General features: G+C 36.3%; 16 protein-coding genes and 2 pseudogenes. 3 read left to right on the top strand and 15 right to left on the bottom strand.

The annotated features are described in order from the left end of the window. Positions 1-136: 136 nt before the first annotated feature. Entirely contained in the window at positions 137-1,420 is a 1,284-nt protein-coding gene (locus tag AC0L3W_RS15185; protein WP_290040227.1) for an aminotransferase class V-fold PLP-dependent enzyme, read from the bottom strand. A gap of 179 nt (positions 1,421-1,599) precedes the next feature. Here AC0L3W_RS15185 and AC0L3W_RS15180 point away from each other — a divergent pair, with 179 nt between their 5' ends. Further along, positions 1,600-2,499, top strand: a complete 900-nt coding sequence (locus AC0L3W_RS15180) for a LysR family transcriptional regulator (RefSeq protein WP_409440145.1) — start codon at positions 1,600-1,602, stop codon at positions 2,497-2,499. A gap of 156 nt (positions 2,500-2,655) precedes the next feature. Here the strand turns inward: AC0L3W_RS15180 and AC0L3W_RS15175 are convergent, their stop codons facing one another. From AC0L3W_RS15175 to AC0L3W_RS15150, 6 genes are read right to left on the bottom strand one after another with little or no spacing between them, the layout of a single operon-like run. Then, positions 2,656-3,021 (bottom strand): Na+/H+ antiporter subunit G, encoded by a 366-nt coding sequence (locus tag AC0L3W_RS15175; RefSeq protein ID WP_290040222.1) that lies wholly within the window; start codon positions 3,019-3,021, stop codon positions 2,656-2,658. A gap of 9 nt (positions 3,022-3,030) precedes the next feature. After that, complete coding sequence (locus AC0L3W_RS15170) at positions 3,031-3,300, bottom strand: K+/H+ antiporter subunit F (protein WP_409440146.1); 270 nt, start codon at positions 3,298-3,300, stop codon at positions 3,031-3,033. Continuing rightward, positions 3,294-3,794, bottom strand: coding sequence for a Na+/H+ antiporter subunit E (locus AC0L3W_RS15165; protein WP_290040219.1), 501 nt, complete (start codon positions 3,792-3,794; stop codon positions 3,294-3,296). The genes AC0L3W_RS15170 and AC0L3W_RS15165 overlap by 7 nt, the downstream gene beginning before the upstream one ends. Then, complete coding sequence (locus AC0L3W_RS15160; RefSeq protein ID WP_290040218.1) at positions 3,794-5,305, bottom strand: monovalent cation/H+ antiporter subunit D; 1,512 nt, start codon at positions 5,303-5,305, stop codon at positions 3,794-3,796. Before AC0L3W_RS15160 ends, AC0L3W_RS15165 begins: the two co-directional genes overlap by 1 nt. Then, positions 5,305-5,655 (bottom strand): Na+/H+ antiporter subunit C, encoded by a 351-nt coding sequence (locus AC0L3W_RS15155; protein WP_290040216.1) that lies wholly within the window; start codon positions 5,653-5,655, stop codon positions 5,305-5,307. Before AC0L3W_RS15155 ends, AC0L3W_RS15160 begins: the two co-directional genes overlap by 1 nt. After that, complete coding sequence (locus AC0L3W_RS15150) at positions 5,655-8,450, bottom strand: monovalent cation/H+ antiporter subunit A (RefSeq protein WP_290040215.1); 2,796 nt, start codon at positions 8,448-8,450, stop codon at positions 5,655-5,657. Before AC0L3W_RS15150 ends, AC0L3W_RS15155 begins: the two co-directional genes overlap by 1 nt. Before the next feature lie 969 nt (positions 8,451-9,419). Between AC0L3W_RS15150 and acnA the strand changes: the two genes are divergently transcribed. After that, complete coding sequence (gene acnA / locus AC0L3W_RS15145) at positions 9,420-12,146, top strand: aconitate hydratase AcnA (RefSeq protein WP_409440147.1); 2,727 nt, start codon at positions 9,420-9,422, stop codon at positions 12,144-12,146. 333 nt (positions 12,147-12,479) lie between these two features. Next, positions 12,480-12,653 (top strand): helix-turn-helix domain-containing protein, encoded by a 174-nt coding sequence (locus AC0L3W_RS15140; RefSeq protein WP_354669233.1) that lies wholly within the window; start codon positions 12,480-12,482, stop codon positions 12,651-12,653. 507 nt (positions 12,654-13,160) lie between these two features. Here AC0L3W_RS15140 and AC0L3W_RS15135 read toward each other — a convergent pair. The 8 genes and pseudogenes from AC0L3W_RS15135 to AC0L3W_RS15100 all read right to left on the bottom strand — a co-directional run bounded on the left by AC0L3W_RS15135 (position 13,161) and on the right by AC0L3W_RS15100 (position 23,208). Beyond that, positions 13,161-14,462, bottom strand: coding sequence for a type II toxin-antitoxin system HipA family toxin (locus AC0L3W_RS15135; RefSeq protein ID WP_409440148.1), 1,302 nt, complete (start codon positions 14,460-14,462; stop codon positions 13,161-13,163). Between the two features lie 62 nt (positions 14,463-14,524). Continuing rightward, positions 14,525-14,671, bottom strand: a pseudogene (hipB, locus tag AC0L3W_RS15130) (type II toxin-antitoxin system antitoxin HipB); the annotation flags it as partial. Positions 14,672-15,089: 418 nt separating this feature from the next. Further along, positions 15,090-16,355, bottom strand: coding sequence for a hypothetical protein (locus AC0L3W_RS15125; protein ID WP_409440149.1), 1,266 nt, complete (start codon positions 16,353-16,355; stop codon positions 15,090-15,092). A gap of 18 nt (positions 16,356-16,373) precedes the next feature. Continuing rightward, positions 16,374-19,169 carry a site-specific integrase gene (locus AC0L3W_RS15120; protein WP_409440150.1) on the bottom strand — a complete coding sequence of 932 codons (2,796 nt, stop codon included), beginning with the start codon at positions 19,167-19,169 and terminating at the stop codon, positions 16,374-16,376. A gap of 2 nt (positions 19,170-19,171) precedes the next feature. Then, complete coding sequence (locus AC0L3W_RS15115; protein WP_409440151.1) at positions 19,172-20,668, bottom strand: hypothetical protein; 1,497 nt, start codon at positions 20,666-20,668, stop codon at positions 19,172-19,174. Positions 20,669-20,670: 2 nt separating this feature from the next. Then, positions 20,671-21,141 (bottom strand): hypothetical protein, encoded by a 471-nt coding sequence (locus AC0L3W_RS15110; protein WP_409440152.1) that lies wholly within the window; start codon positions 21,139-21,141, stop codon positions 20,671-20,673. 296 nt (positions 21,142-21,437) lie between these two features. Then, positions 21,438-22,142: pseudogene (locus AC0L3W_RS15105) on the bottom strand (IS6 family transposase). A gap of 625 nt (positions 22,143-22,767) precedes the next feature. After that, positions 22,768-23,208 carry an antitoxin Xre/MbcA/ParS toxin-binding domain-containing protein gene (locus AC0L3W_RS15100; protein WP_409440153.1) on the bottom strand — a complete coding sequence of 147 codons (441 nt, stop codon included), beginning with the start codon at positions 23,206-23,208 and terminating at the stop codon, positions 22,768-22,770. Positions 23,209-23,303: the final 95 nt, after the last annotated feature.

Raw genomic sequence — 23,303 nt, 5'->3', positions numbered from 1 at the left:
AATTAATGCATTTTTCTTGTTAAAATTTCTAGAATTTTCTCTAGAATAAATCCCAAACCTCTTTGGTATTATCAGTTAACTATTTACAACGAATAACTTAGAACCAAGAGGTTATAGAATATTGCCTAAACAAATATCAGCTATTGCTGATCGCTTTGGTAGCTGTTAAAAACTCTTCTATATCTTGCAGGTTGTGACAGTGGATTGGTGATACGCGGATAGCACCTTTTAAATCAAATGATTCCAGCATTCTTGATGAGTAAGGGCTTGATAAAAGACGTTCAAAAGCAATAATGCCTAATTCTTCATACATATCTACTGCCTTTTTATACTCGATATTGTCAAAACCAATTGCCATAATGAAGTCTTTCTTGGTTAAGTCTTTGTAGTCTAAATAGACATGAGCACCTGCTATATGTCTAAGGCCTTCTGTATTTTCTGTCCCTTCTAACATTGCATTCATAAGGGCTCTTTCATGCAGTTTTATTCGTTCCATCCCTTCAACAAAAAGTGCCCTTCTATTATTTGAAGTATTAAACTTCTCACCTATCCAGCAAACATAATTAACCACCTCGGTGAGTGCAGCAAAATGTGCAGGTGCAGGACTACCAAGCTGCCAACAACCTTGTGGCTTAGCAATCAACTTATTGTGAGGAATTTTCGAGAGTCTTTCTGACACATAGCCCACGCCAAAACCGCGCGGACCAAAAAATTTATATGGAGCAAAATTAATGCCATCAACAGGTACTTTAGTAACATCAATAACGCCATGTGGAGCATGTTGAACGGCATCAGCAACGATATAGAGATCCGGCTTGATTTTTCTCGCCTGTTCAACAATTTTTTGTTCATCTAACAAGGCACCAGAAACATTTGATGCATACATAAATGTTAATAAACAAGTATCTTCGTCAATCAGCCTTGTTATTTCTTCAACATCAACACCACCAGTTAAAGGGTTGGTTTTAGCAACTCTGAGTTCCTTCCCATTTTGTTCAGCAAAAAAGACCATCGCATCATAAGCAGAAGGATGTTCCAACATAGTAGTTACCACGTTACCACCAGGAATGTTCTCCATCACTAGTCTAACCATATCGAACATAACCATTGACGCTGTGTACGACGTTACAATACTACCGGTGTCAAAATTGAGCATAGTTTTAATTGATCTATAACCTTCCTTTTGTATATCCATCAGCCATGTCGCAGTTTTATTACCATGTTCAGGACAGTCCGGTAACTCATCTAATTGTTTAAATTTATTACTTGCGGATTTAAGTCGAAAAGCACCACCAGAATTATCGAAAAATATTCTTTTTTTATTTTGTATTGGATCGATATCTACATGATAAAATTTTTCTTTAATTTCTTTTAAAAGTGAGTCACTAAAAAACTCACCTTGCTCTATATTGCTTTTCATTATGATTTTCCTTCACGCTTTTAAAACGCTAATTAAGCCGATATTTTCCCTGCTAGTAGCCTATTAGATAGACAATTTTTGTACGCATTTAAATCTATCAACTTTTTAAATATTAAAATAATGAATTAAATTGCATTTATATATTCATATTATTAATATTTAACTATTTGAGATAAATAATGAATATTGAGCAGATTGAAACTTTTTTGATGATTACTGAAACAAAAAATCTATCTATAGCAGCTAAGAGCCTTTTTATTTCACAGTCGGCTGTCAGCCACCGAATTCGTTCTTTAGAGGAAGCTTTGGGGTGTGAATTATTGATTAGATCACGAGGAGAAAAGTTTGTCAGCCTAACCTTAAAAGGGGAGGAATTTATTGAAATCGCCACTCGCTGGAAAATCCTAAGTAACGAAACTAAGCTTTGGACACTTCAAGAATCTAAGATGAATTTAAAATTAGCAAGTATTGATAGCTTAAATACGTGCGTTTTTTCAAGTCTTTATAAAGATATTATCGATAGTAATAATGCTATTTCTCTTAATGTCAGCTCACATTGGAGCAAAACAATTTACGATTTAATTGAAAGTAATGAGATTGACATCGGATTCACACTCAATTCATTAAAATACCCGAATGCCATTGCCACTCCTCTATTTAAGTCTAGAGGTGTGGTTATTTCATCAATATCTTCAAAATATCCGGAAGAAGTGCATCCTCATGATTTAAAAACCTCGGATGAAATACTCTTTTCTTACATACCTGAATATGAAATATGGCATAACTTTTGGTGGGAACATGATCAAAGTGAGTATTCTAGTGTTGATACCGTATCGTTGCTGTTCACTATGTTTGATCTGAAGGAAAAGTGGGCAATAGTGCCGGTATGGATAGCTAGAAAGTTCGAAAAGATTCATCCTGTTAAAATCTCAGAGCTTTCTACTGAGCCGCCGGAGTATGCTTGTTATCATGTATTTAACAGAAACCCTAAACCTAGCAAAATAAAAACTATTAAGCAGTTTTCAAAGGCTCTTGAAAGTTATATGAAAACAGAGCAATTCCTTAATAGTATTAAATAATCCCCTTAAAATGATAAATAAATAGTTTATGGGGATTATCCAGTTATTACAGGAAAACAGAAAAATTAATAAAGCTAACCTGCATCTATTACAAAAATCCGTCTCGAGATGATCGATAATACGTTACTTACAATTGTATTCTTAAAGAAAAACGAGCTACTTATCCTCTGGATGTTGTTGTAAGTAGGCTTTTTTAGCTAAATGTTGGTTCTGAGTAGTATCAGTCATTTTTACTTTGTAATGTAAGCCTGCTTTCCCTAGCATATGTGCAGCAACGGGAGCTGTGATCAATAAAAACATACTGATCAATACTTCTTTTAAGCTTACGTGGCCAAGTTGCACGCTGAAAAATATCATCGATGCCACTAATATACAGGCAACCCCTAAGGTACTGGCTTTCGTAGGAGCGTGTAAGCGAGTAAAATAATCAGGGAGTTTTGCTAAGCCAATAGAGCCGATTAGCATTACCATACTACCGAACACTAATAAAACACTCACCACTACTTCTAACAATACAGTCATCTCTTTTCCTTATTCGATAATATCGCCACGTAGTAAGTACTTACAAAAAGCAGAAGTACTTACAAAACCAAGCAGCGCAATTAATAATGCACTTTCATAATAAATGGCAGAGCCTTGATGAAGCCCTAACAAGATGATCAGCGCAATACTATTAATGTACATGGTATCAACGGCGATGATTCTGTCTGGTGTAGTGGGGCCAATGATTAAACGCCACGCATTTAACGCTAAAGCGCAAGAAATTAATCCACAAGCAATCAGTATAGCGACACTTAACATCCGAAAATCTCCTTTAAAGGTGCTTCATAACGATCTTTGATAAGCTTAATTAATGCCTGCTCATCTTCAAGGTGTAATACATGCACGTATAACCACTTCCTATCCTCAGATAACTCAACACTCACAGTTCCTGGTGTTAATGAAACACTACTTGTAAAAATAGTCAGTGGCACAGGTTCTTTAATATCTAAAGGGACAACAATGAAAGCTGGCTTTAAATGACGATTACTTTGTAATACGCGCTTCGCTACATCGTAATTAGAGACAGCAATATCAATCAGCAAGCGAAACGTATACGTCAACGCCTTAATAGGTTTTTTTGCTACTGCTGCTTCTTCACTCAGAGGAGCTACAATCCAAGGAATAACAATCGCAAACACAGCACCTAATACCATATGTCCACGACTAAAATCATGTAATATTTGCCACACTAGCCATAGTAATATGCTGTGGTAAGGCGTAGGAAACCAAACAAATTTACGTACTTTGTCCATTATTTAGCGACCTCATTAAGTTGTTGTAAACTTAAACCAGCTTTAAGTTGCTCTGCAGCCAATTGCGTATAATCATTTACAGTTCCACCAAAAATAACCATCAAAGGCAGTATTCCGACTAATAAGCCAATAGCAATATATTGCATAGGATGACTTTTAAGTGCGCTAGTATTTTCACCAGTAGTTTGCCAGAACAAAGACGTACCAGCGCGTGCTAAAGCAATCATTGCTATCAACCCTCCCACAAGTACCAGTGGGAAAACCCACATTGCTTGGCTTGCTTTAGTAACTGATTGCAAAATTAACGCTTTACCAACAAAACCTGATAACGGTGGCATGCCAATTAAAGCGATCGCTAATAATGCAAAGATAAAGCCTAAAATGCCAGCTTGCGACATTGCTCTAGCAGCAACAAAACGATCTTCCGCTTGGCCACGTTGTTGTTGAATTAAGCCAGCTAACAAGAACATAGCAGCACAAGCGACGGTACTGTGTATTAAGTAATAAATTCCAGCTGAAGTGGCCTGTACCGTATTCAAACTAATGGTCACCAATAACGTACCCACAGATACAATGACCAAGTTACTACAAAGCACTTTCAAACTTTTACTGGCTAATACCGCAATACTAGCAACAGCAATAGTTAATAAAGCAATTGGCCACAACCATGGTAAGGCGATATTAGCTAGTTCACCTGCTTGATCACCAAATATCACTCCATGCACTCGCCAAATACTATAAATACCCACTTTAGTCATAATGGCAAATAATGCGGCCACTGAAGTGCTTGTAGAGGAGTAAGCTTTGGGTAACCAAAAATGCAAAGGGAGCATCGCTGCTTTCAATCCAAATACAGCTAGTAATAATAAAGCGCCAGACTTAGCAATCAGTAGCTCATTGTCTGAAAGCAACGGAATTTTATCTGCCATATCAGCAAAATTAAGTGTCCCTAACGTGCCGTACAAGGTGCCCAGTGCAAACAAAAATAACGATGAACCAATTAAGTTAAGAAATACATAATGGATATTAGCTTGTGTTTTTTGCTTACCACCACCGTGTATCATCAGTGAATATGAAGCGATTAATAACACTTCGAAAAATACAAATAAGTTAAATGCATCACCCGTTAAAAATGCACCGTTAATCCCCATTAATTGGAACATAATAAGGGAATGAAAGAAGGCACCTGTTTTATCTTCACCAGCACTCGCATATAGCGTGACTGCTAAGCCTAAAATAGCACTTAAACACACCATTAATACCGAGAATAGATCTGCAACTAATACAATGCCAAAAGGCGCAGACCAATCACCAAGCGCATACACTTGGATACCTTCGCCTTGAACCTTAAATAGCAATGAAAAGGCAACGACAACCATTAATACATTAGCAGTGATACTCACTACACGTTGTTTATTTAAAGAATTATTTAGCCCTGGAAAAAGCAGAGCAACAGCCACAATAAAAGGGATCAGTACCGGAAAGATAGCTAAATGGTCAAACAAACTCATTAGGATTTTTCCTCAGCTAAAGGATCAAAAGGCTCTATACCATCTACATGGTCACTGCCTAGGTCTGCTCGTCCGCGCATCGCTAAAATTACAGCAAAAGCAGTCATCGCAAAGCCAATAACAATAGCCGTAAGTACTAACGCCTGCGGTAGTGGATCTGCATAATTCTCACTGCTGTTTAGTACAGCTGGTGCACCTATCGTTAAACCACCACTAGCGAATAGGAATAAATTAACTGCATAAGACAATAAAGTAAGCCCAATAACTAAAGTAAAAGTATGCCCACGTAGCATCAAAAAGATACCGCAGGCACTCATAAAGCCAACACAAATTGCATAGACTAATTCCATTATCTTTCTCCTACTGTAAGTCGTTCTGTCGTGGTTAACTTACCTAAGCTTGCTAATATAAGTAATGTCGCACCGATCACGGTGAAATAAACACCAATATCAAACACCAATGCACTAGCAAGTTCGAACTTACCTATCCAAGGCAAGGATACATACTCAAACCAAGAAGTTAAAAATGGTCGACCAAAAGCCCAACTACCTAAACCAGTTAGTCCGGCAATGGTTAAACCAATCGCGATCATATAGTGATAACTTACACTTACTCTTTTAGCCATCCAATCCACACCGTGTGCAAGGTATTGTTGAATTAATGCAATAGATGTAATCAAACCGGCAATAAAACCACCGCCTGGTAAGTTGTGTCCGCGCATAAATATATAAGCAGAGATAAGTAAAAATAGCGGTAATAAACTTTGTGATACAACCGATAATAGTACAGGGTATTTCTCTTTAGCCCATAAACGCCCTGCGTAATCTTTAGTGCGCATTGATAAACGCATACGCGCGATCAACTTATGAATGCCTAATGCAGCAATACCTAATACTGTTATCTCACCAAAGGTATCAAAGCCACGGAAGTCAACCAGAATAACGTTCACCACATTGGTTCCGCCACCGCCGATTTTTGCATTTTCTAAGAAATACGCGGAAATACTATCCAAAGGATGGGTCATTAACGCAAAACAAATGGCGCCAATAATACAACCGATAAATGATGCAACGGCTAAATCACGCACAAAGTGACTAGGTCGACTTTTACTGGTTGGAGTTTGTTGTGGGAAAAAGTACAGTGCAAGCAATAATAAAATCACCGTTACGATTTCTACCGAAAGCTGCGTAAGGGCTAAATCGGGTGCAGAGAAGTAAGCAAAGGTTATCGATACCACTAATCCCACTAACGACAACATTAATAAAGCAATAAGACGATAATGACTCCAGATGATAGTGGCTAGCGACCCAGCAACGATCAAAATGGCAGCCACTATCACAGCACCGTTTATAGGTGTACCAGCTAAACTTCCCTTCGTCGTCTCTAAGTCAAATAGAGGAGGAGCAATCAATAATAACGCGAAGAAACACAGGCAAAAAGCATAGCGCTGTAGAGAGCCCGTCTCCATTTTAGTGGTTATTTTTTGTGACCATTTTACACAGGCCTGAATACAATCTTCAAATACCAATTTTGCGTCAACATCCGGGAACATGCCTGCAAATTTAAACAAATGTTTGCGGTTCAAATAAATCGCCACACCACCAATAATAGCTAATGCACTCATTAACAAAGGAAGGTTAAACCCATGCCAAATAGAAAGGCTATATTCAGGTAAGGGATGATTAAGCACCACTAATGAAGTACTTTGAAGCAAAGGTCCAATAGTGTAGTTAGGGAAGATACCTACCAACAAACATATTGCCACTAAGATTTCCACTGGCACACGCATATAACGTGGAGGTTCATGAGGCGTTTTAGTTAACCCTTTCGGTTCACCATTAAAAAATACATCATGTATAAAACGCAGAGAATAAGCAACAGAGAAAGCGCCAGCAATCGTTGCTAAGACAGGGATTAACCAAGACATCGCCCCTAAAATACTTTGTTCTAACGTCTCAGCAAAGAACATTTCTTTAGATAAAAAACCATTGAGCAACGGCACGCCAGCCATCGAAGCCGATGCCACCATTGCTAAGGTAGCGGTAATAGGCATGTACTTCCATAACCCATTAATTTTACGCATATCTCGCGAGCCGGATTCATGATCAATAATGCCTGCAGCCATAAATAATGACGCTTTAAAAACAGCATGATTCATAATATGAAATATCGCAGCAATTGCGGCTAATTCAGTATTTAAACCGAGAAGCAGTACAATCAAACCAAGGTGACTAATGGTTGAGTAAGCTAATAGCCCTTTTAAATCATGTTTAAATAATGCGGTATAAGCACCCAATAATAGCGTAAACAAACCTGTCAAAGAAACCACAACAAACCACGTTTCTGTACCAGCCAATACCGGATAGAAACGTGCTAATAAGAATATTCCTGCTTTTACCATAGTCGCTGAATGCAAGTAAGCACTAACTGGCGTCGGTGCTGACATTGCGTGAGGCAACCAAAAGTGGAATGGAAATTGGGCAGACTTTGTAAATGCACCAATTAAAAATAAACTTAAAATAGCAATATAATATGGACTTTGTTTTACCAACTCAGCACTGTTAAGAACGACATCTAATTCGTAACTGCCGACCACTTGACCTAATAGAATAATTCCGGCCAATAACGCTAAACCACCCGCTCCTGTAATAGTAAGCGCCATTCTAGCGCCTTTACGGGCATCGCTATTGTGTGACCAAAAACCAATTAGCAAGAATGAGCTAATACTAGTCAACTCCCAAAAAAACCAGAGTTGTAGCATATTGTTCGACATAACAATGCCAAGCATTGCCGTCATAAACATAATTAAATAACTGTAAAAACGCCCCATATTATCTTTTTCAGATAAATAGTAACGCGCATATAAGATCACCAGTAAACCAATCCCCAAGATCAATATACTGAATAATGCAGCTAAACCATCCAGCCGAAATGACAACGATAAACCTAATTGAGGGATCCACTCTACGCTTTTACTAAAAGACTCCCCTGCAAATACCGCTGGTAAATCGAGGAAAATTAAGCAAAGTGCAAGAGCAGGCAACAACGCAGTAGCCAGCGTGCATGCGCTACGATTAAGTTTATTGGTAAGTAAGGGAACAAGTATCCCGAACATGGGTAAAAATGGCACCCAGAAATAATGCATTTAAGCGAAGCTCCGTTAGCTAAGTGGTTGGTATTTTCAAACAACGATAGTGATTAATGGGGTAAAAATCAATGCCTTATTATGTCAAATAGCATTAAATAATTGATTATTATACACTTCTATTTTTATGTTTAAGCTACAACCCTCATAATCTTTCCTACCGTGACGTTTTTTGATGCTTTACTTATGCTAATTGTACTCTGAAGAAGCGAAATCAGAGATCTTTAATATCAGATAGTAATGGAAATTAGCAGTGTTATAGTTGGAAATGCTATGTGAGTACTTGGATTGACAGCCAAGTGAATAAATTAAAAAACGATTAAATGTGTAAAATTTATAATCATTCAAGTAAAGCTTACACGAGCAATACCCATTGTATTCAGTTTTATATCATTTCCTGATTTATGTAAGTGAGCGAACACCTTCTATTCCCTTGATAATTATAATATTTCCCTTTTCCCATCATGGTATACCGCGCTTTTTATTATCCTGGCACAGTGATTGCTCATAATATCTGTGTAACTAACGTAAAAAGTGATGGATTAGTCATTCAAATGACTGGTATCAAAGTAAAAAGGCAACAGGCAGCTTACTCATAAGTACTCTGCGAGGCTGGATGGTTAATGGCAATTGGCGCATAAAGAATGCTTTCTACCCACTCAACTTTCAGCCAGATCCTGTGCATTTATATTGCTACATTACTTATCGGCATAGGTGGGCTTCACCATTTTATTGCCGGTTCTGTTAGATTGTTTATTGGATAACCTCATGTCAGCCAATATTACATTAATCACAATAACACCCGTTATCTTATTAACTTTATTGGGTAATGCCATTGGCTGTAGTATTTTTATTACATTGTTAAATTATAGGCAGATAAGAGGTTTCAATAAGTAATCAAACATCATCCAATCACAACTAGATTGAATTTTACAATTAAAGCATTTTAAGCGTAATAAGGAGAGTAAAGTGACATCATCAAACAAATACTTATCAAACTTGACGATTAATGGTAGAGATTATAACTATTTCGACTTATCAAGCTTAGATATTGATATTAATCGACTTCCTTTAACTGCAAAAATTTTATTAGAAAATTTACTCCGCCACAGTGAGCAACTGTATGTGCAAGAGGATGATATTAAAACCTTATCCCAGTGGGATACTAAAGCTGCACTTGATACAGAGATTGCATTTGTCCCATCACGTGTAATTTTACAAGACTTTACTGGTGTCCCTGCTGTTGTTGATTTAGCGGCAATGCGTAATGCGATGCTTGAACTCGGTGGCGATGCCAATAAAATCAATCCCTTAAAACCAGTAGACTTAGTCATAGACCATTCGATCATGGTAGATGAGTTTGGTAAAGCAGACTCCTTTGAAAAAAATACTGAAATTGAAATAGCACGAAATAAAGAGCGTTATCAGTTTTTAAAATGGGGACAAAGTGCATTTGATAACTTTAAAGTTGTCCCTCCAGGCAAAGGTATAGTACATCAAGTTAATTTAGAGTTCCTCGCAAGAGTCACCTTTGTTGATGATCAACATGATACTCCCCTGCTCTATCCAGATACCTTAGTGGGAACCGACTCACACTCCACCATGATAAATGGACTAGGAGTACTAGGCTGGGGCGTTGGCGGTATAGAAGCAGAAGCAGCGATGCTAGGTCAACCTGTCACCATGTTAATTCCAGAAGTGGTAGGAATGGAATTGACCGGGAAATTACCAGCGGGTGCAACAGCAACAGATTTAGTATTAGCCGTCACCGAAAAATTAAGAGCACATGGCGTAGTCGGTAAGTTTGTTGAATTCTTTGGCTCAGGCATACAACACTTAACCGTGGCTGATCGCGCAACGATTGCTAATATGTCACCTGAATATGGTGCAACCTGTGGTTTATTCCCAATTGACGAACAAACATCAAAATACCTCGAGCTAACGGGAAGAAGCCAAGAACAAATCGATATCATAGAAGCCTATGCAAAAGCGCAAGGTATGTGGGGAAGCGAGTCTCAGAAAAATACTGAATACCATGCCCAAGTTAGTCTCGATTTAGAGAAGGTAGTTCCTGCTATTGCTGGCCCTAAGCGCCCACAAGATAGAATTAATTTAGACCAAGCAGCATCAGCTTTTGAAGACTGGATTAAACAACAAAAAGAGTTATCAATCATTCCTGCGGAACAACAAAACAAACGTTTTGATGATGAAGGTGGCGCTAAAAATATTGGTTCAACAGCGGTAGCGCCCAAAACATCTGCCTCTTATCACCTAAAAGGACAAGATGTAGAGCTCCATGAAGGCGCAGTGGTCATCGCGGCCATCACTAGTTGTACTAACACATCGAATCCATCGGTACTGGTGGCTGCCGCCTTACTCGCTAAAAAAGCCAATGCATTAGGGTTAGCCGTCAAGCCTTGGGTAAAAACCAGTTTTGCACCTGGCTCACAAGTGGTAACTGAATATTTAAATAATGCAGGTTTATCAACAGAGCTGGATAAACTGGGTTTCAATTTAGTAGGTTATGGTTGTACCACCTGTATTGGTAATTCAGGGCCGTTAGCAGAGCCAATAAGTAATGCGATCAAAGAAAATGATTTAACCGTTACTTCGGTATTATCTGGAAATAGAAACTTTGAAGGTCGCATCCATTCAGATGTGAAAGCCAATTACTTAGCGTCACCACCACTTGTTGTTGCTTATGCGTTAGCTGGCAATATGAAAATGGATATTGCTAATGAAGCATTAGGCATTAGTCATGAAGGGAAGCCTGTTTATTTGAAAGATATTTGGCCAAGTCAGCAAGAGATACAAGACATTGTGACTCGCGTGGTCAACAAACAAATGTTCTCGGATAAATATGGTTCAGTTTACGATGGTGGCGATAGTTGGAAAAACCTCGAAACCGTTGATAGTGATATTTATAACTGGCCGACAAGTACCTATGTTAAAAAACCAAGCTTTTTTGACAACATGAATGTGCAACCTGAACCAATAAAAGCGATTGAAAATGCACGTTGTTTATTAAAACTAGGTGACAGTGTGACAACCGACCATATCTCACCTGCCGGCTCTATCGGAAAAGAAACGCCAGCGGCCAAATACCTTGTTGAAAACCAAGTACAAGCAAAAGACTTTAACTCGTACGGTTCAAGACGCGGTAATCATGAAGTAATGATGCGAGGTACATTTGCTAACGTCAGGTTAAAAAACCAACTTGCCCCCGGCACAGAAGGCGGATTTACAACTTATCAACCTGAAGGCAAGCAGATGACTGTATTTGAGGCGGCACAACAATACACGGCCAATAATGTATCTACAGTCGTGATTGCAGGTAAAGAGTACGGAACAGGGAGTTCTCGCGACTGGGCAGCAAAAGGACCTTTATTATTAGGCGTAAAAGCGACCATTGCAGAAACCTATGAACGCATCCATCGCTCAAATCTGATCGGTATGGGTATATTACCGTTACAATTTAAAAAAGGTGAAGGGGCTGAAAAGTATGATTTGGATGGTACCGAATCTTTTTCAATTGAAGCGATTACAGCAGAACAAAAACAAGTCACCGTTAATGTAACCAAAGAAAATGGAGACGCGTTTTCTTTTGAAGCAGATATCCGTATTGATACCCCGAATGAATTTGAATACTTCCGTCATGGTGGAATACTTCAATATGTAATGAGATCACTGCTTTAATTGATTATAAACGTTATTTAGCCATCAACAGGCTCGAAATCCATCACACAATATTCTTGATAGGTTTCGAGCTTCCATAACCCATTCGGGTACTGTCAACTTATGTAACCAGAATGACTAAAGGCTGATTAATTCAGCCTGAATCTAAATTTGGGCCACCTCTAACTCGCCTCCATTCAGAGGAGGAGCGTTCTCGAAACACCCAATAATGTTTTGCTTGTATTAAATGACGGCCAAAACGAAACAGGTTATTTGACCATCCCAAGACAACTCAAAAACGTTGGGTTTAGCCTTGCGATCTAAACTTACGCATCTGTTGTTCTTGTTGCCGAGTTGGCTGATATATTTAGAGGTGTCGGAGTTGATAGAAGTACTGCAACGAGAGTATGCCATGATACAAATAATCGCATTGATTTTGAAACGCTAGAACTACTATGCAATTATTTAGATTGCACTGTGGGAGAGTTACTTGAAGTTTACAGTGAGCAAGATAAAAATAATTTATAAAGGATAAAGATAGGCTTGGGCTACAAGAGGGCGACTTTTGGTCCCTCGGTGATTTTCAATAGATGCCAGAAACAAAAAAACAAGCATAAGAGCTTGGTTTTAAAGTATAAATACTTGGAGCGGGCAGCGGGAATCGAACCCGCATCATCAGCTTGGAAGGCTTACAAGAATATTTTTACAACTTACTGAAAAAAAAGAAAAACATTTAATTACAAGTACTTACTTTCAGAAATAACGACACCGTTTAATGCCAAATTTAACCATTTAAAATTTAATTTTAAAAAAATGGTCACATCAAATGAGCAAAAATTAAATTTAAAATACAAAATCACTGAGCTTCTTTGTTGAAAAAATTCAACAATTTTGTATTTTTAATACGTTGATAAACTATCTAAATCAGAAAATATTTTATATTCCAGAGCTTATTTTTAAGCAAAACGTAACCTAATTTAATTACAATAAATAAAAAAATGTAATCAAAATAAGATACAAAGTTTAAGTATAAGATTAAATCTTACTTAGAATTTTAATCGAATTTTCAAAAATAAGTTCTGAAACATGTTTGGGGAAATCTTCAGGAAGCTTTTCTTTCAGTCGAAGAATAGCTTCTGGTAACTGTTCTTTTAGATCTATCAAAATAGCTTCCATTTTGACTTGGTTAAACTTTACAGCTTTAGCAGTATCAATAAAGTGGCGAGGTAAAATTTTATTTATCTCATATTTCTTACCTTTTGTTGCTTTTAAACCCATTGAAAGTTTTAGTTGTCTTATATTTAACCCACGCCCCCCAAGGATAGGGTAAGCAGATAATATGTCATAAAATGGAGTTAGCTTATAACTTCCACCTCTCCCTATAAAAATAGAAAAGTTTTTAGCATGCCCATCTGTAGCTCCTATGATCCATTGAAATACTTGAAATCTCATAAAGTTATATTGATCTTCAAGTGCATTACTCGAGCCCATTAATAGTTTCATTACTTCAGCTATTCCAGGCCCCCCATTAGATTCATATTTAATCGACGAGGGTTTTCCAAATACCTGACAAATATCTTCTTGGGGTAAACGTAATATCTTCGTTCTATCTTTACTCCAACGTCTATCAAACCGTTCAATAGCGAGTGCCTTGATATTTTTAGTTTTTATTATTTCTACATTTGGGACTTCAAAACCAAGCTCTCTAGCTAGTTCAATACAAAGGTATTCATTCTCCACACTATCCTTTAAATCCAACGTTGCATTTGCTTGCTCTATCTCACCAATAGGTAGTTTTATTATATGTGTTGTCGGCGTATTACCTTTAGGTATGCACCATTTTCCATCTAACAAAAGCAGAGCAGTTTTCTCTTGTACGCCAGCAACTGATATCCTAAAATCTTCTTCCCCAGCGATCATCCCTAAAGGAAACTCAGACTTGTAAGCAGAGAGCACTTCTTCTAACCTTTTCTCATCTAATACTTCATAATTAAGGGGTTCGCTTCTGTAGGACTGTTCAGGAGGTAATAGCATTACAGCCCCAACACTATCTTTACCTATTTCTTTGAGAAGATCGAAAGGTTGTTTCGATGTCGTTTGATACCTGGTGACAATTCTTTCTCGAACTAAAGGACTATCAGGTAAAAGATTATCAAAATAATTAATTACGGCATCTGAATTGATAGGTGGTAATTGCAACTTTAACGATAATGATAATGGCCGGGCTTTGCTATTGTTTACCCAACTTTTTCCATATTGAAATGAGTGAGCACCATTAGATAATTTTTTTAAACTACCTACAAGCTCGCCATTCATATATGCGATTAACTCTTGCATTACCAGTCCTCATCGTTATTGTTATATTTTTCTTGAGTAACATCTTCAATTCTTAACGTTAAATTCATAGCTTGAAGCAGCTTAAAAAAGGTTGAAAGAGTTGTTTTGTCTGGCGTGTTTTCGAAGTTTGAAATAGTTGCTTGTTTTATACCGACTCTTTTTGCTAGTTCTTTTTGAGTCCAGTTATTTTTTTGCCTTATTAAAAGCATCAAATCAGCGAGTTGCTTAGGGCTATATATCATATCAAAGTTCCTTGCTATTTATTCAAACATAGAAAGGTACATAATAAGAACCTTCCCTAAAAAATATATCTGACAAAAAGATAAATGCAGGAATACCCCTTATAGGGGTAAGCTTATAAATATCCTCTAAAGGGAATAAGAAGAACAATATCCTCTCTAGAGGATAAGTGCAACAATATCCTTTGTAGAGGATAAATAAAACAAGAGCCCTTCAATAGAGTTAGCCCATCAAAATAAGGTATTAAGTAGCTATAGCATTAATACTGATGATTATCAGGGACGTAATCTAAAGAAGGGTGTAGCCAAGTAAATTTTGGCTACACCCTTCTTTTATTTTCAATAGTTATCACCATTGAACTCGCTTTTAATTATTTAGACACAATAATCAGAGATCGAGTAATTCATCATAGCCAACCAAATCAATTTGCTGATTTTTAACCGAACTTTTATTTTGATCAGCAATCTGAATTTGTAATTTTTGAGATAACCTATTAACCTCATCGACTCGTTCTGGTACCGAAATACAAGGCACGGAAAAAAATGGGTGCCTAAAATCAGAACGGTTAAAAAATGAAAAAAAATATTCCCCATTTACTCTTGTGATAGAAATTTTTAGCTGATGAAAATCAGTAACATCTTTGACTTTTAATGCTTTAAATAAGTGTAAATTAACCATCAAAACCAGCGTTTTTTGGTTAGTTGACACATCAATTAACTCAAGCAGATCCGCACATTCTAATTTTTCAGTTATGGCACAAACCAAAAGCTTTCCACTATCAAAAAACAAAAAACTTTGCTCCTGTTGCTTGATATTGTTAATTTTAATGTAATTTGATAACTCCAGTTTCAATTTATAAGCATCTAAAACAGCACTAAAAACAACTTCTTTTTGTATTTCAACTTTTGATAAAAGATCACTATAATCAGGTAAAGATATAGAGGTTTTTCTGTCATTAGATTGTAGAGTTATTCTATCATTCTCTATTTCTATCCCTATTTCGTCATCACTACTATTTTGACAGGCTCCCACAACTGCATTGATCGTATTTTTATCTAAAAACAATTCCACATCTAGATGAGAATTAGTCCCTAAATTTTGTTCAAAGACTTCTCCATCGCGTAAAACCTTGACCGAATCTGTATTATTTTCATCTGATTTTAATAATACAGATTCAAATGGACTGAATTTTTCATTTACCAATTGGACAAGATCTAGTAGTGCTGTCCTATTATATTTTTTATCTGTTAATTCATAACTATTAGACAGGTAATTTAAGAAATCTTGATTCGGTTGATCAGAATAGCCCCTTCGAAATCGCGGCAGCCCTGGGAATGACATTTCTATAGTTTCTAGACAATCTTTTTTCAAATAAATATCGAAATTATCAACTACTCCAAAAAGAGCCTCAATCATAATATCCGCATCAAATGAAAAAAAACATTTTTCTGTATCATTTGATTCAATATTAATTTTAGTTAATGTGAGACTGCTCATTTGTAATGAATTACCTGCAACTAATTTCAATATTTTATTTTTTGGATCTAGTTCAAAAACAATTTGCCTAAAATCTTTCGATTTTTTATCCGCTATTTTCAGTAATGAATTGAGCTCATTAATTTTTTCATTGTTTAATTTTAGTTTTGTAAACATGGGTACTTTCCTCTTAGGTTATAAATAAATTGTGCAATAAATGTTTAGTAATTTTTTAATGGGAAAGTTTTTTAATGCTAGACTCACCTCCACCCTGCTTTTGCCCGAACTTATAGACTCAACAACTAATTTAGAGCGGCCAAATAATAGATTTTTTTCGATAAACTCTCGTTTATGATTACTAGCGGTGTGTTCATTTTTAAATAAAATTATTTGCCGCTGAAAAATCGAAAATTCAGGTAAACCAAACAATTTTTTATAATGAATTAGCGACTTATTAGTTAAAAACATTTCAAAGCTGCTGCTTTCAATATCTAAATTAGAGAGAAAATTTTTGATAAGTTTTTGCGTCGGTTTGTCGTAGTCTATACGGGGGGTATTTCTATAGACCAAAAGCTTAATTTTAGATAATTCCGACCAAGTTATGAGTGATTGGGTAATTGATTTTTTAATACTATGGCGGGTGATAACATCAAAAGTTTTCGTCGATTTATCCAGCTCATTTAGCCACCCACGAACCCAGTTAAAACTATCAATAATAGGTGGGTTTTTATGTAACCAAGAAAGCCCAGAACCACCTCTAACGGTCATTTCAGCAACTCGATTCGTGAGTAACGTAGCAGAGCTATGAAAGAGAGTTTGACTATTCGATATATCTTTATCTAACAAGATTTTAACTCGACGAGAAATATCATTTGAATGAGCGGGTAAATCAAATAAAAAACGAAGTTGTTTTTTTGAATAGCAAATAGCTTGAGGCTTAAAGTAATCAATTAGCCATTCGTGGCCATGTAGATAACTGCTGCGAGTTGTATCAAATAAACTATGGCCAATCATTCCAGCTACCTCATCAAATGCTACAGCTGAGTTAATTAATTTAATTGATCGATTTTCTAACCAATATGAAAATCGTTTTTTAATAAATTCAGGATGTAACAACCTATTCAGATAGGGACAATTATGTTTTTTTCCAATTTCAGTAAAAAGCAATAATGCTTGGTTAGTCAGGACAAAAACACCGCCATGTCGCAGATGATGAAAACGACATTTAGAACCACAAATCATTTTAATTGCACGTGTGATTGGTAAAATATATTGGCGTTCACGAGATGATACCAACTCACCAGAAAACCCAATTAATGGCGAATTACAGTTTTCGCTCTGTTTGATTTTTAAAACACAACGAAGAAGTTGCGCCTCTTCAATAGGAAGGTTTACGTGTACGACTCTCGTTTTTCTATTCTTAGTTTTCCCTTCTACAGTATTAGTTACAATAACCCGGAACAGTGCCCCTTTATGTTCACAAGGTTCTATATCCCTAATCCTTAAACGGAGAATCTCTCCTCGTCGGAGAGAAGCATGAAAGCTGAGGCTAATCACTACCAGAGTAAATAGCTTCTGCATTTTTGACTCAGCATCCCCTTTGAATAACATCAGCATGATTTCACGTAGTTCAGTAGCAGAAACTAAATTAGCATCAGTTATTTTAGGTAAATAAATAGATTTGAATGCACCGACATTTAACGAATCAGTGATCTCTTGCTCCGCCATAAAACGGAGAAAATACAATAAATGTTGCCTAACCGATTCAGAATCCACATTTTGATAAAATGATTTAGCCCAGCTGTTTAGGGGTTCCTCATTCATTGCCTGTTCTAAACTTAGTGGGTATTTGGTTAAATAATTTTCACCGTTGGTGTAGGTTTCAATAGATGAAATGGCTAAATTATCTTTTTTTGCACCTCCGTATGTAATAAGTTCAACAACATATAGGTAATATAATTGTGGTAAGATATTATGTTCCTGCCAGGTTATAGGCCCCGCTTTTTTCACCTCCGCTAATAAAGCTTTTTTACCTATTTTTTTATATCGTTTTAACAAATTTTTATGCGGGAAACGTACCTTCCCACTAACATTAATATTCAATGAAATATAAGAATCAAAAAGTGTTTTTTGATTTGGAAATTTCATTGTTGTTTTACACTGAACCAGAGACTTGTAACGTTCAGGAGACAGTGCAAACTGATGAGTAGGATTCATGAAATCATCTAGAAAAAATTGAGGCAGGATTTTTTGCCAATGACATGCAACGATTCTGTTCAGTTGACTATCTGAAGAGATCTCAATATAAAAAGGTTCAGAAGCTAATAACTTTTTTATTTTTTTACGTAGTACGTTGACGTTAGATATTGATTTATTAGATTTAAAATAATTTGTTAGCAATCGATATGATAATGCACCTAATTTATAACGCGCAGAGTGGGAACTTTGACCTATTTCACCAAGATTAATTGGGTAGGAAATTGTCGCTACACCATTAATTTCCTCAACAGTAGCTGGATGACTCAGTAGATAGAATATTGATGGCAATGGTATGGGGGCTGTATCTAATAATAGAGAAATCGCTAAAAACTCCACCTGAAAAACAAACGCTGTTTTGGCTTTCTCTTCAAGAAGAGTTTCATAGCCATTTAACAATTTTTGAGCATTAGCAGATTCAGCAGAGATTAATTGATACCTAAGATTTGAAGCATCCTGAATTTTACGTTTTTCAGCAAGAGGTATAGACCAACGTAAATGCTCAGACAAATACTCAACAATCACCTCGAGAGCTCTACGATAGGCTCTACGTTTTCCCGTTGATATCTTTCCGATCGATTTCTTTATATCAACCAACATTTCAGATATTAATTTTGGTTCGTTGGCATTATGCAGCTCTAACCAATGCTCCAGCACCCAACTAATTGATTCACTAAGTACTGTATTTCTATCCTGATTAGTTAACCAGTTTGTAACCTCAATTGGACTAATCATGACTAAAACAACTCCATTTTAAAAATGGTAGGAAGACGATTTAAAAATGTTAAAATTTCACGTTCTTCATATGGAAAAATAGTCACAGCGCCATCATGTTCTCCCAATCGACTATGCCCCATAACTCTAGAGATGAGGTGATTGGGCATGTGCAACTCCATCAATGTTTGAGAAAAAATCTTCCGTAATTGATATGGGACATGCCCGACCCAATGCTCACTCAAAAACCGCCGGAGATTCCTCGCGGTTAATTGAACTGGCTCATTTTTCTCATTGATGAGAAAAATCATATATGGAGACGACTCGAACAATGACGTTGAATCTAAAAGACGCTTTTGGAGATTTTGATACCTAGATATCTGCTCTTGTAGAAACCCACACAACAAAATATTTCGAGCTTGACCCTTATCATAAATACAAAAACGATCTGAATAGAATGATGAGAGCAATGGGGAAATTGCATGAGTGGGTCTAATACTCGAGAGCGTGATGAACTGCAATGCCAAAGAGTAGGATACTAAATTGTAATAATTAATGAATTCTCCGCGACGGATAACTCTATTTTTAGCCGAAGTAATTTTATTATTTAATAGCGAAAATAAATTTATAACACTAGCCCTACTCACTCCACTCGTTGTACCTATTTTCACATTAGATTGTGTAGTTATCTCGCGATGATGTTCATAGTACTCGATCTGAATTTCACTGATCATTCCTCGTGTTTCAATTAAATATGGAGGTAATTTTTCATTCTTATTCGGAAGAATATCTCTCTGATCGATTTGTCGTATGAATCGAGATAATACTTCCCATTTTTCAGCTTCTTGCACCAACCTAAGAACGGCATTATTAATAGATTGAAAAATCTGATAACGCACTGATTCTATACTCTCACTCTGATAGGCGGTTGCAGATGAGTGATGCAGCATCGAAAAATAAAATTCTATCGCATTACTAGATAGTATTGGATCAGCATGGCAATAACTGGAGATATAATTTGACCAAACCGTTTTTTGAGCCATTTTTACATTAGAATTACTAGGCGTTCGATATATCGCCTTCATCCAAAAATGATATAAATCAGCAATTTCAATAGTATTCAAAATCGGCTTTTCATAATTATTATGTTGCTGCAATACTCTCCAAAATAGATTTTTAAAAATCTTAGGAACAGGCATCCAAACATAATTATCAGAAGCTCCTTCAATCGAATATTCAACCCATGAAACACCACCATCACGAATTATTCGAACTGCGTTTTTGGATGCTGCTTGTGAGGATTTTAAACGGTAAAATTTAGGAAATTTTTTCAATTCTTGGACCGATTTAAAATCATGCTTCAACCAAATTAAGAGTAAAACCATGAGCTGACGATTAGAAAGCCGACTTTCATAGAAATACAATAATTTTTGCATATGAGCATGTACAGGAGGAAAGGGAGCTCCAGAAGATTTTAATCTGTTCGTTTTTTCAATAATTTTATTACGCATATTCTTCATATTTATCTCCTAAAAGTTGATCGTTTTTTATTGGCTAGGCGTGATAATTTCGCTATAGAAATAGGCTGACACCCCATCAATTTCAGTTTTTGATAGCGAGCATGGATTGTTTTAGATATGTGAGATGACGAAATTAATGATAACGATGGTAGAACTAAATTTAAGGTTAAAATTAACTCTAAAAGCTCTAGTTTATTTTTTGGTGAATGCACTAATACATTGACGTACATATTTTTTGCAGCGGGATGCCTAGACAAAATGTTGTACACCACGTTAGGGGATAGTAATTGGTATACACTGCCTTCCAATGGCAAAACATTTAATACAATATTTTCTAGCAATATTGATAATTGTGTTTCACTCAGTTCATTGATACTGCAATCTGCATTTAGGTCAACTACATCGCCTGTTACCAAATCTCCAACTTTGGGATGTAGTTGAAGCCCTAAACCGCTAATTTTGATTCTTTTCATATTTCACCTTTTTTTAAATTTATAAAGTTCTATTAAGGTGAAAATAAAAAAACATTACGTTTTAAGGGTATTTTTTTTGAACCCTTAATTAATAAAATCAATATAAAAACAAATAAACAATTGATTTAAAAGTTAATTTTCAATTTAATATGGACAGGAATATTAATTTTTTTAGAAAAATAATTGATAAAAATGAAATTTCATTTATCACAACGAATTAATTTGTAGATAAATATATTTTAGGAAGGTATTGCCAACTTATGTAATCAGGATGACTAAAGACTATAAAATTAGCCCTAATCTAAATTTTGAACGCAACTCACCTGCATCCATTCAGAAAAAGAGCGATCTCGAAATGCTCGATAATGTTTTGCTTGCATTAAATGACGACCAAAGCGAAATAAATTATTCTCCACGCCATTGCAACTCAAAAAACGCTGAGCTTACCCTGTGATCTGAAGCGTCGCATCTGCGTTTCCTGTTGCCGAGTAGGTTGATAAGATAATTCACATCCATTATTTTCATACTGAACGGTTGAATGATCTACACTTGGCATTATTTCTTTTTTTGCAGCAGAGTAACTTGCTAGTTTATCTGTCACCAATCATGATTGGTGTGGCGCCTCCACCTTTCAATAAGCGTTTAAAAAAAGCGTTACAGCCCCTTTTTCTTTGCGCTTTTGGACTAATATATAAACCTCATCACCATCTTGTTCACCGTTCGCCAAAGGTAATGTAGACGCCATTTATTTTGATGAAATCCTCATCCAGATACCAAGTATCACCAAGTTGACCACCGTTCTTTTTGATCTAGTTACAATAGATAGCGCTGTATTTTTTACATCACTGCCGGATCGTCTCATAAGTAACAACAATGCCTCTAGCTGCAAGCAATTCTTCGATATCTCGAAAGCTAAGTGTAAAGCGATGATAAAGCCAAACTGCATGGATAATAATTTGTGCAGGATAACGATAACCGGCGTAGATGTTTGAATTTTTCATCAGCAGATTATCGCATAATTGGTTGGTCGGTTGTTAAGTTGACAATCCCCGTCATCTCTACCTTGAACGCAGTGATGCAGTGGTTCTTGGAACTTTAGCGGAAGCTTATTTGATGAATTAGGAGAGCTAAATATGGTGAGACTTGAACCACCCATTCATATAACTATTATGTATCATTATGTGCACAAACGTAACGAGTACCTTGTACCCGCTTTGACGGCAACCCTTAAAGAAATGCATGCTAACGGACAGCTTCAGGTCATTAATGAAAGCATAAAGGTTTTGCAAAATTAAGATTAAAACGAAGTCGATCTTGTTGATTTCAGAGTTACGTACTTAAGAAATTTTGTATTTCTATCATATCTAGCCATTTATCTAGAAATATTCATTTTGCTCGGTATTGGGAAGTTTCGAGGGTAACGACTACGCTTGGATTCGGGAAGAGGCTTGTGTAAATGAAGTGCTTATCAACAAAAAAATAGAGTAAAAGTTCTAAGGAGGTTTGTGCACCGTAGAAAGCTAATTGAAGTAAGATAGGAATCTGAGTAAGTAAGTCATCATAACTTTTTATAGTCAAAAAAAGTTGAGGTAGTCGTTTGTATTACAGCAGAGTAAACTGAACCGTTTAGGTGAAAATACCATGCTCAAGTCTGCCAATAACATTCAAAACGATCTCAGTATCTTTATCATTTGATAGCATATCAATAGGTAACCTGCCTCCTAAAGCCTTTATTGGCGTTTTTAACCATATCAAAGCCTCTTTCTCATTTTCAAAGAATTGAACTGCCGAGATTAAAACTTTAGCATATCGTTCTGATTCATCGTCATCCAATTTAATTAAACTCTTGTTTAGGTCAGTAAATTCAAGAGCTGAATCTTCATACCTAGAGATTGCTGGCCACAATACTTCATATAGGATTGAATTATTGTCATCATGAGAGTCTATCAATTTATCAGTTAGGGCTATAGCTTCTTCGTATTGTTCTTTTGATGTAATACCGCCACAGTCAAACGGGAGTGCTTCTTGAAGTTGACGCGCAATATCAATAATTTTTTGAGTGTCCATTTGATCGCCATTGAAACAAAATAATATACATTATACTCTTAGTCTGAGTATTCCATTAAGGTTGCATCTAAAAATAATTACCTAAGGCTCTAAGT

It is taken from the genome of Psychromonas sp. KJ10-5 (genome assembly GCF_055808325.1).
The sequence above is the reverse complement of the archived record's forward strand: the minus strand, read 5'-3'. Positions and strand labels throughout refer to the sequence as shown.